Origin of the sequence: Streptomyces atriruber, assembly GCF_001418325.1 — a bacterium.
Taxonomy (GTDB): Bacteria; Actinomycetota; Actinomycetes; order Streptomycetales; family Streptomycetaceae; genus Streptomyces; species Streptomyces atriruber.
Window position 1 is genome coordinate 1 of record NZ_LIPN01000509.1, and the last position, 9730, is coordinate 9730.

Genomic DNA, 9730 nt, shown 5'->3' on the forward strand with positions numbered 1-9730 from the left:
CGACCGGCCCCGCGCCCAGGACGTCGCCCTCGCGCTGCAATTGCGCACGGGGGTCGCGCGAGGCGTGCCGATGACCATCGGGGCGCCCTCGTGAGCGCCGAGCCGCCGTCGGGCGAGGAGCGACTCGCCCGCGTCGCGTTGACGCGGGTCCTGGAGCCGGGGGACGCGGTCGGCGGGCGGTGGCTGTGCGAGGTCGGGGCCGGTGAGGTGCTGCGGCGGCTGGTCGGGGCGGACGACGAGGAGCGACTGCCGGGGGTGACGGCGCGGCGGTGGGAGGGGCTGCGGGCGCGGGCCGCCGCGGTGCGGCCGGAGCGGGATCTGGCGGCGGCGCGGGACGCCGGGGCGCGGTTCGTCTGTCCGGGGGACGCGGAGTGGCCGGTGACCTTGGACGACCTCGGGGATGCGCGCCCGGTCGGGCTCTGGGTGCGGGGGCGGCCGTCCCTGCGGATATGGGCCCTGCGGTCGGTGGCCGTCGTCGGCTCACGGGCCTGTTCGGGGTACGGCGCGCACATGGCGGCAGAGCTCGCCGCGGGGCTCGCGGAGCGCGGATGGGTCGTGATCTCCGGAGGGGCGTACGGCGTGGACGGTGCCGCACACCGAGGGGCGCTCGGGGCGGGTGGTGCAACCGTGGCCGTCCTTGCCTGCGGGGTCGACCGGCCCTATCCGCGCGGGCACGCCGGGCTGATCGGACGCATCGCGGAACAGGGTCTCGTGGTGGGTGAGTTGCCGCCGGGGGACCATCCGACGCGGAGCCGGTTCATCCTGCGGAACAGAGTGATCGCGGCGCTGACCAGGGGGACAGTGGTGGTCGAGGCCGCGTATCGCAGCGGTGCGCTCGCCACGGCGCGCAGTGCCCAGGAGTTGGGGCGCTTCACCATGGGGGTGCCGGGACCCGCGACCAGCGGCCTGTCGGCCGGGGTGCACGAACTGCTGCGGGGTGACGGCGTCCTTGTGACCGATGCCGCCGAAGTCGTCGAGCTGGTCGGTGACATGGGGGAGCTCGCCCCGGCCCGGCGGGGGCCCGTGGTGCCGCGTGACCTGCTCACTTCCGGGCTGCAGCGCGTCCTCGCCGCCCTGCCCGCGCGGAGGTGTGCGGCGGTGCGCGACGTCGCGATCGGCGCGGGGACGACCGAGGACGACGCGGTAGGGCGACTGTACGAACTTCAGTCGTTGGGGTTCGTCGAACGACACGGCGACGGCTGGCAGTTGACACGCCAGGCGATTCTGTCCGTCTTCGCTGATGGAGGTGAATCGTGACCGAGCGTGTTCCGCCGGACGGATGACCCCCGACGAACTTGGGAAATCGTGTAGTTGACCCGTCGGTGTCGTCACTCAGAGCGACGGCTCCGACTCCCGGAAGGGGTAAGCGGAACGTATCTGCGCACGCGCGATCCCATACTCTTCGCACACTGCGACACTTCAGTCACGCTACGCTCACACAGATTCCGACGCGGACAGGCAACAGACGGACGACCTCATTCACTCCACGCACGCTCTCCACCGCTCCGGCGCGAGCGACACCGGTGATTCCACCGGCTCGCGCGACCTCACCGACCCACGCGACCTCCCCAGTTCGCGTGATCACTCCAGTTCAGGCGACCTCCCCAGTTCACGGCAGAACGGCTCAAGGCGACGAATGCCCCAGCACACCTCAGGGTCCGATCGGGCAGCGGTTCCCCCGGCCGCCCGTAGCGGCGAGCAGGAGCGGCCCCCCGCGCCCACGTCGCTGGACGAGTTGTGGCGTTCGTACAAGGACACGGGCGACGGACGGCTGCGGGAGCAGTTGATCCTGCATTACTCGCCGCTGGTGAAGTACGTCGCGGGCCGGGTGAGCGTGGGGCTGCCGCCCAATGTCGAGCAGGCCGACTTCGTGTCGTCGGGGGTGTTCGGGCTGATCGACGCGATCGAGAAGTTCGACATCGAGCGGTCCATCAAGTTCGAGACGTATGCGATCACGCGCATCCGCGGGGCGATGATCGACGAACTGCGGGCGCTCGACTGGATCCCGCGCTCGGTGCGGCAGAAGGCCCGCAACGTCGAGCGGGCCTACGCCACGCTGGAGGCGCAGCTGCGGCGCACCCCCTCGGAGACCGAGGTCGCCGCCGAGATGGGTGTCACGCTCGGGGAACTGCACACGGTCTTCGGTCAGTTGTCGCTCGCGAACGTGGGCGCGCTCGAAGAGCTGCTGCAGACGGAGGGCACCCGCAACGGCGGGCTCGGCCTGAGGGACACGCTCGAGGATCACACGGCCGACGACCCCGTCGAGGTCGCCGAGGACCGGGAGCTGCGCAGGCTGCTCGCGCGGGCCGTCAACACGCTGCCGGAGCGTGAGAAGACCGTCGTGACGCTCTACTACTACGAGGGCCTGACGCTCGCCGAGATCGGCGACGTCCTCGGTGTCACCGAGAGCCGGGTGAACCAGATCCACACCAAGTCCGTGCTGCAGCTGCGCGCGAAGCTGGCGGGCTTGGGGGACTGATCGGAACAGAAGCAGGAGCAGGACCAGGAGCAGAAGGTTTTCCGCCGAGCAGCCGAACGGTGCCCGCACGCCTCGACCGGGCCGTGCGGGTGCCGTATCGGCCGTGAGGCGTCTCTGGGTCTCCGCGTCCGTGCCGGGCGACGGCGCAAATGAGCCCGGGGCAGGCAACACTCCCCCGCGGTGCTGCCTGCCCCGGGCCCGCACTGAGTATATTGGCTCGGAGCCAGTCAACGCAGGAGTTACAGAATGTCCCCGCGTAGCCCATCGGTCAATGAAGAATTGCGCAGACGTTCCCGGGAGCGGCTGCTGCAGGCGACGGTGGACCTGGTCGGCGAGCACGGGTACGAGGCCACGACGCTCGGCCACATCGCGGACCGGGCCGGCGCCGCCCGCGGCCTGGTGTCGTACTACTTCCCGGGCAAGCGCCAACTGCTGCAGTCCGCGGTGCACCGGCTCATGCACCGCACGCTCGACGCGGCGCTGGAACGGGAGCCGCAGACCGAGGACGGGCACGAGCGGATGGCTCGGGCCGTCGACGCGATCCTGGGCCTGGCCGTCGACGAACCGCTGCTCATGCGCACGCACATGGCGGGCATCCTGCAGGCGGAAGGGTTCGTGCAATGCCCCGAGCAGCAGCGTCTCGCGGAGCTGTTGCGCGACACCGTCGTGCGGTACGGGTCGCAGGACCCCGACCGGGACTACCCGCTGCTGCGCGCGCTCCTGATGGGCGCGGTCTTCGCGCTGCTCATCCCCGGGGCGCCGATGCCGCTGGAGACGCTGCGCGCCGAGCTGTTCCAGCGGTACGACCTCGACTGGAAGCTCGGCGTCCCGCCGGGCGGCGCACCGCCCGACGGGGCCTCCATGGAGTGGACTAGTCGAAGTAGTCGGGCTGCGTCTGGACGTTGAGCTCGGGCAGGCGGACCCGCTGGGCGGAGTCGGTCCGCTTGTCGTTGATCTTCAGTACGTCGAGGCCCATCTCGATGTCGTTCGAGTAGACCCGGCCGTTGTAGTAGTACGCCGACCACGCGCCCGCCGTGGTGATCTTGTCGGTGGTGTGCGGGCCACGCTCGAAGTAGCCGATCTCCTTGGGCTTCTCGGAGTCGGTGAAGTCCCAGACGGAGACGCCGCCCTGGTACCAGGCCTGGACCATCAGGTCCTTGCCCCTGACCGGGATCAGCGAGCCGTTGTGGGCCACGCAGTTCTCGGTGTCCGCCTGGTGGCGCGGGATCTTGAAGTAGCTCTTGAAGACCAGCTTGCGCTTGTCGCCCTTGCCCTTGATGTCATAGATGCCGTTGGCGCCGCGGTCGGGCCCGGTGGCCGCGTTGCAGGTGGCGCCGGAGCCGCCGCCGAGCTCGTCGGTGAAGACGACCTTGTTCGCCTTCTGGTTGAAGGTCGCCGAGTGCCAGAACGCGAAGTTGGTGTTGTCCTGGACCTGGTCGATGACCTTCGGGTTCTCCGGATCCTTGATGGAGAAGAGGATGCCGTCGCCCATGCAGGCGCCCGCCGCGAGATCCTCGGAGGGCAGCACGGTGATGTCGTGGCAGCCGGTGGTCTTGGAGACGCCCGGGTTGGTGGGCCCGCCGGGGTTGCCGCCGCCGTCCGGCCCCTCACCGGGGAAGAGCACGGGGAAGTTCACGACCGCGGCCTTCTGCGGAGCCTTGCGCGGCACCTTGATGACCGAGATCCCGTCGTGCGGAGGCTTGCAGTCGGGGAACGTCGCGTTCGGGGAGTACGAGGAGACGTACAGGTAGACGTTCCTGCGCTCCGGCACCAGCGTGTGCGTGTGGGAGCCGCAGGCCGTCTCGACGGCGGAGACGTACCTGGGGTTCGCCTTGTCGCTGATGTCGAAGATCTTCATGCCCTCCCAGGAGGACTTCTCCGTGGCGGGCTGCGTGGTGCTGTTGCAGGAGTTGTCGCTGCGCGAGGAGTCCGTGGAGAGGAAGAGCAGGTTGCCGGAGACGGAGACGTCGTTCTGCGACCCCGGGCACAGCACCTGCGAGATCGTCTTCGGCGCCTTGGGGTTGCTGATGTCGTAGATGCGGAAGCCGTCGTAGTTTCCGGCGAAGGCGTACTTGCCCTGGAACGCGATGTCCGTGTTGAGGCCCGGCAGCGCATCCTTGGGGATGTTGGCCAGGTGCTCGATGTTGTCCGAGTGGACGACCTCGTCGGGTGCGGGTATCTCCCCGCGCTCGATGGCCTTCTCGGTCCGGGCTTCGTCGCTCTTGGAGACGCTCTTCGGGGCGGCGGGGGTGTCGCCGGGGTCGGGGATCGCTCCCGCGGGCGCGGCGGTCAGCAGCGCGGCGAGCAGTCCGGCCGCCGCCGCGCCGACTGCCAGTCGTCTGCGCCGAGTTCGGGGATGGTTCAACAGGGTCACTGCGTCCTCCCTTGTCGCCGTTCACAGTTGAACGGTTCACGGACACCCGAAGTATCGTGCTCATCATGCACAGATCAATAGAGGGGGAAACGGACCCGTAACGAGAGTTTTTGATCGCAGGTGGTCATCCACGTGCTAGTACGGACCCCAACTCGTCGCCGTGTGCCGCAGGAGGTCTCTGTGCTCAACCGTCGTACGTCCGCAGTCACCGCGTTCCTGGCGACAGCCGTTCTCGTGCTCGGGGGGTGCGACTCCGACGGGGGCGGCGGGAGCAGGTCCGACGCCGGGCACAAGGCGTCGGAGGGGCCTTCGGTGATCGCCCCGGGCAAGCCGGGCGAGACCGCGGCGACGATGTCCGCGAAGGACGCCGCCGAGCGGAGAACCGAGGACGACTCCCCCAACACGGCCGACTTCACCTACGCGCAGATGATGATCGTGCACCACGGCCAGGCCCTGAAGATGACCGAACTCGCGCCGAAGCGGGCGGAGTCGAGCCGAGTCAAACGGCTCGCGTCGCGCATCACCTCCGCGCAGAAGCCGGAGATCGGCGCGATGCGGGGCTGGCTGAAGAAGTACGGCGGCCCGCGCGAGCACGCGGGGCACGACCACGCGACCATGCCGGGCATGGCCAGTGAGGCGCAGCTGAAGCAGTTGCGCGCCGCGAAGGGCAAGGCGTTCGACGAGCTCTTCCTGAAGCTGATGATCACGCACCACAGCGGGGCCGTCACGATGGCCGCGGACGTGCTCTCCGAGGGCAACAACATCCAGGTCGAGGAGATGGCGAACGACGTGGTGGCGCAGCAGTCGAGCGAGATCAGCAGGATGCGGGAGATGGGCTGAGACCGGCGGCGGCCCCCGCCTACCTGCGATGGTGACGCGGCGTCAAAAGGCCCGCGTCGCGCGCTCCCGCGATGAGTCTGAGCGACTTGCGGCGGCTGTGCCCGGTCGCGCACATCACGGCGAGCACCGGATCGTGCCCCTCGTGTTGCGCCGTGCGGTACGCCTCGGCCACGATCCGGCGCCCCGCGTTGCCGCGCGGCCAGGCGGGGCGGGCGCGGCGGGCCGGTTCCGCCGCCACCGGGCCGTCCTCCTCCAGGGGGCGCTCGATCCAGTCGACCAGCGCGGCGAAGTCGTCCGGGGAGAGCGGTGGCTGGGCGTGCAGGTCCTCGATGGCGACCCGGCCGTGCGACACCACGGCGGTCACGTCGACGTCGGCCCCGTCGCTGAAGGTCAGCCGGACGCGGAACGAGGGCCCCGGCGGCTCCGGCCAGGTCGGCTCGTCCAGCCGGGCCAGCCCGTCCGGTGCAGCGACATCCGGTCGATAGTGATCAGAAACATCAGCAAATGATCTGTTCCGCACAAGCGCACGCTATCCGCGCCGTCGCATCCGCCCGGGAACGGCACGCACGACGACTCGCACAGACGGACGCACACCCCTGACATCACACGGCCCCTGGTGCGATCCTGAGACCGTCCCGGGCTCGTCTCGCGGAAGGAGCACCACCGTGCTGCAGGTCGCCGTCGTCGGTGCGGGCCCCAGCGGGGTGTACGCCGCGCAGTCCCTCGTCCAGCAGGACCGGGTGCCGGACGTCCGCGTCGACGTGCTCGACCGTCTTCCCTGCCCGTACGGCCTGGTGCGCTACGGGGTCGCGCCGGACCACGAGAAGATCAAGTCCCTGCAGAACAACCTGCGCACGGTCCTGGAACACGAGCGCGTGCGCTTCCTCGGCTCCATCGAGATCGGCCCCGGCGCCCTGCCCCCGGCCCGGCTCCTCGGCCTCTATCACGCGGTGATCTACTGCGTCGGCGCGGCGGCGGACCGCAGGCTCGGGGTGCCGGGCGAGGATCTGCCGGGGAGCTTCTCGGCGACCGAGTTCGTCTCCTGGTACAGCGCGCACCCGGACGCGTCGGCGGACACGCACGCACCGGACGGGTTCGTGCGGGACGTGGAGTCCGCCGTGGTCATCGGCGTCGGCAACGTCGCGGTGGACGTCGCCCGGATGCTGGTCCGCGGCGCCGCCGAACTGCTCCCCACCGACATGCCGGACGCCGCGCTCGGCGTGCTCGCGGGCAGCCGGGTGCGCGAGGTGTCGATGGTGGGCCGGCGCGGGCCCTCGCAGGCGCGGTTCACCACCAAGGAGCTGCGGGAACTCGGCGCGCTCCCGGACACCGAAGTCCTGGTGGACCCCGCGGAGCTGGCGCTGGATCCCGCGTTCGCCGACCCGTCCGGGCTGCCCGCCGCGAGCCGTCGCAACGTGGAGGTGCTGCGCGGCTGGGCCGAACGCCCCGCGCGGGGCCTGGCCCGGCGGATCAGGCTGCGCTTCTTCCTGCGGCCGGTCTCGCTGACGGCGGGTGCGACGGGCCACGTCGCCGGGACCCGGTTCGAGCGGACGCTGCCGGACGGCTCGGGCGGCGTGACGGGTTCGGGACGGTACGAGGACATCCCGGCGCAACTGGTGCTGCGCTCGGTGGGCTACCGCGGGGTGCCCATCGACGGGCTGCCGTTCGACGCCGGGCGGGGCACGGTGCCCCACGCGGCGGGGCGGGTGCTGCGCGACGGTGCCCCGTCGCCCGGCGAGTACGTGGCGGGATGGATCAAGCGCGGCCCGACCGGCGTCATCGGCACGAACCGCCCGTGCTCCAAGGAGACGGTGCTCTCCCTCCTGGACGACGCCCCCGATCTCGTACGACGGCACGTCCCCGAGGATCCCCTGGCGGGGCTGCGGGCGGCGGGGCTGCGGCCGGTCGAGTGGCCGGGCTGGCTGGCGATCGAACGCGCGGAGGCGGAGCTCGGCCACTCCCTCGGGCGCGGCATCGTGAAGATCCCGGACTGGGAGGGGCTGCGGGCGGCGGCCCACGGAGTGCGGGGCTAGGGCCTGTCGCACGTCGCGGCGCGCCGTCACTGGTCGAGCAGCCCCAGCCGGTGTGCGACGGCCGCGGCCTCCCCGCGGCCCGAAGCGCCCAGCTTCGGCAGGATGTTGGAGACATGGACGCTCGCCGTCTTCGGCGAGATGAACAGCTCCTGCGCGATCTGCCGGTTGCTCCGCCCGGCGGCCACCAGCCGCAGCACGTCGCGCTCCCTGGCGGTCAGCCCCAGCGCCACCGCCCGGGACGGCGCGGGCTCCTCCTCCTGCCGCAGCGGGATCCGCGCGCGGTCGGCCAGCGTGCCGATCTCCGTTTCGAGCGGCACCGCGCCCAGCTCGCGCGCCACCGCCCCGGCCCTGCGCAACAACTCCCCGGCCGCCTCGCGGGACCCGGCGCCGCCCCGGGCGAGCAAGGCCCCCGCGAGGCGGAAGCGGGCCGTGGCCGACAGCAACGGGGGCTCCAGCTGTTCCGTCGCGGTGACGGCCTCGGTCCAGCGGGCGGTGGCGTCCCGGCCCTCCGCGGCGAGCAGTTCCGCCTCGATCATCAGGGCGTACGCGGCCCACAGCGGTACGAAGACGGGCTGGCCCCGCATCGCCTCGCGGATCCGCTCCACCGCGGCCCCACGCCCCGGTTGGGCCACCGCGAGCCCGCGGGCCCGTGCCTCGGCCGCGGCGGCCTCGTACAACAGGGGCCAGCCGTAGCGCTGGTGGCCGAAGGGGATGGCCTCGCCGACCGCCGCGTCCAGCAGCGAGCGGACGTCGAGGATCCGGCCGTCGGCGGCCGCGAGGGCGATCGCCACGCGGGCCATGGCCAGGGTGTGCTGCGGCTCCGGGGAGGGGCCGATGGTCCAGTCGTCGGACTCCGCCGACCGGCGACGGGCTTCGTCGTACGCACCGCGGGCCAGCGCCAGTTCGGCCCGCAGCTCGGCGGCCTGCCCCCGGGTGCGGACGCTCACCCCGCGTCGGCCGACGGCCCGGTCGAGCACGTCGTCGGCAGCGGACCAGCGGCCGAGCTGGATGAGGGACTCGGCGAGGTTGCCGTCGATGAAGGAGGCGATGTCCGGCAGCCCGTGCCGCTCGGCGAGGTCGCTGCCCTCCTCTGCGGTCTCGACGGCCTCGGTGTACCGGCCGATGCCGTGCAGCGCCGTGGACAGATTTCCGTGGCCGCGCAGCACGACAGCGGCATTGGCCCGCGCCAGCCTGCCGGTGAACGCGCCCCGGGCCAGGCCGAGCCCGGCCTCGACGTCACCCGTGTGCATGGTGAGCCAGGCCAGGGTCTGCTGCGCGGTGATGCCGATGATCTCGGCACCCGTCGCCCGGCAGAGCTCCACCGCCCGCTCCGCGATCTCGATGACCTGCGGCCCCGGCCGGTGCACGACGTGCCAGTGCGCCGCGTGCGTCAGCACGTGAGCGTGGACGGGGGACGGCGGCAGGTCCCCCACCAGCGCCTGGGCCCGGGAGATCTCGTCCCAGCCGTCGGAGCGGGCGAGGTCGCGCAGCAGTTGGTAGCGCTCCGTCAGGAACCAGGCCGTCCGGATGGGGTCGTTCGGGGCCGGGCCGGGTCGGGAGCCCGGGGCGGGGTCGCCGTCCAGCTCGCACAGCGCCCGCTTGCAGAGGGTGAGTGCCCGCTCCCGTTCGCCCGCGAGGCGCGCGGCGACGGCGATCGCCGCGAGCAGGTCCACGAAGCCGCCCGGCCCGTCCCCGGGCACGGCCGGGGACAGGCCGTCCTCGACGCTGTGCCGGATCGCCTCGCGGCGCAGCTCCTCGGGGACGTCGTCCCACAGTTCAAGTGCCCGTTCCAGCAGCTGGTGCTGCTCGGCGAACGCGTGGCGGCCGCGGGCGGCGGCCGCCGCGGCGAGCACGGCGGGCAGGGCCCGAGCGGGGTCGCGGGCGTCGAACCAGTACCCGGCGAGGCGTCCGGCCCGGTCCTCGGAGCGTACGAGGAGCGGGTCGGCCGCCAGGGCCTCGGCGTAGCGGCGGCTGAGCCGGGAGCGCTCGCCGGGCAGCAGGTCG

The 9730-nt window shown here is 72.0% G+C and carries 8 protein-coding genes; 5 read left to right on the forward strand and 3 right to left on the reverse strand.

All coding sequences use genetic code 11. The features are described from left to right. Positions 1-90: 90 nt before the first annotated feature. The 3 genes from dprA to AOK03_RS37225 all read left to right on the forward strand — a co-directional run bounded on the left by dprA (position 91) and on the right by AOK03_RS37225 (position 3385). On the forward strand, positions 91-1257 hold the full coding sequence (gene dprA, locus AOK03_RS37215; protein ID WP_055569798.1) for a DNA-processing protein DprA: 1167 nt from the start codon (positions 91-93) through the stop codon (positions 1255-1257). A 379-nt stretch (positions 1258-1636) separates the two neighbouring features. Next, positions 1637-2479 (forward strand): RNA polymerase sigma factor WhiG, encoded by an 843-nt coding sequence (gene whiG / locus AOK03_RS37220; protein ID WP_055569799.1) that lies wholly within the window; start codon positions 1637-1639, stop codon positions 2477-2479. A 246-nt stretch (positions 2480-2725) separates the two neighbouring features. Then, positions 2726-3385, forward strand: coding sequence for a TetR/AcrR family transcriptional regulator (locus AOK03_RS37225; protein ID WP_055569800.1), 660 nt, complete (start codon positions 2726-2728; stop codon positions 3383-3385). Here AOK03_RS37225 and AOK03_RS37230 read toward each other — a convergent pair. Next, on the reverse strand, positions 3351-4853 hold the full coding sequence (locus AOK03_RS37230) for an LVIVD repeat-containing protein (protein WP_055569801.1): 1503 nt from the start codon (positions 4851-4853) through the stop codon (positions 3351-3353). The genes AOK03_RS37225 and AOK03_RS37230 overlap by 35 nt on opposite strands. A 180-nt stretch (positions 4854-5033) precedes the next feature. Between AOK03_RS37230 and AOK03_RS37235 the strand changes: the two genes are divergently transcribed. Further along, positions 5034-5693 (forward strand): DUF305 domain-containing protein, encoded by a 660-nt coding sequence (locus AOK03_RS37235; protein ID WP_079075206.1) that lies wholly within the window; start codon positions 5034-5036, stop codon positions 5691-5693. A 19-nt stretch (positions 5694-5712) separates the two neighbouring features. Here the strand turns inward: AOK03_RS37235 and AOK03_RS37240 are convergent, their stop codons facing one another. Next, entirely contained in the window at positions 5713-6213 is a 501-nt protein-coding gene (locus tag AOK03_RS37240) for a DUF6214 family protein (protein ID WP_425264447.1), read from the reverse strand. A gap of 145 nt (positions 6214-6358) precedes the next feature. Here AOK03_RS37240 and AOK03_RS37245 point away from each other — a divergent pair, with 145 nt between their 5' ends. Further along, a complete protein-coding gene (locus tag AOK03_RS37245; RefSeq protein ID WP_055569803.1) occupies positions 6359-7726 on the forward strand; it encodes an FAD-dependent oxidoreductase in 1368 nt (455 codons plus the stop codon). Positions 7727-7752: 26 nt separating this feature from the next. On the opposite strand, the gene AOK03_RS37250 is transcribed toward AOK03_RS37245, so the two are convergent. Next, positions 7753-9730, reverse strand: a 1978-nt coding sequence (locus tag AOK03_RS37250; RefSeq protein ID WP_244177900.1) for a helix-turn-helix transcriptional regulator, incomplete at its 5' end; no start/stop codon positions are given.

What these genes read in the sequence shown, in the direction of transcription:
- whiG (WP_055569799.1), top strand. Translation starts at nt 1,637, where the DNA reads ATGCCCCAGCACACCTCAGGGTCCGATCGGGCAGCGGTTCCCCCGGCC.
- AOK03_RS37225 (WP_055569800.1), top strand. Translation starts at nt 2,726, where the DNA reads ATGTCCCCGCGTAGCCCATCGGTCAATGAAGAATTGCGCAGACGTTCC.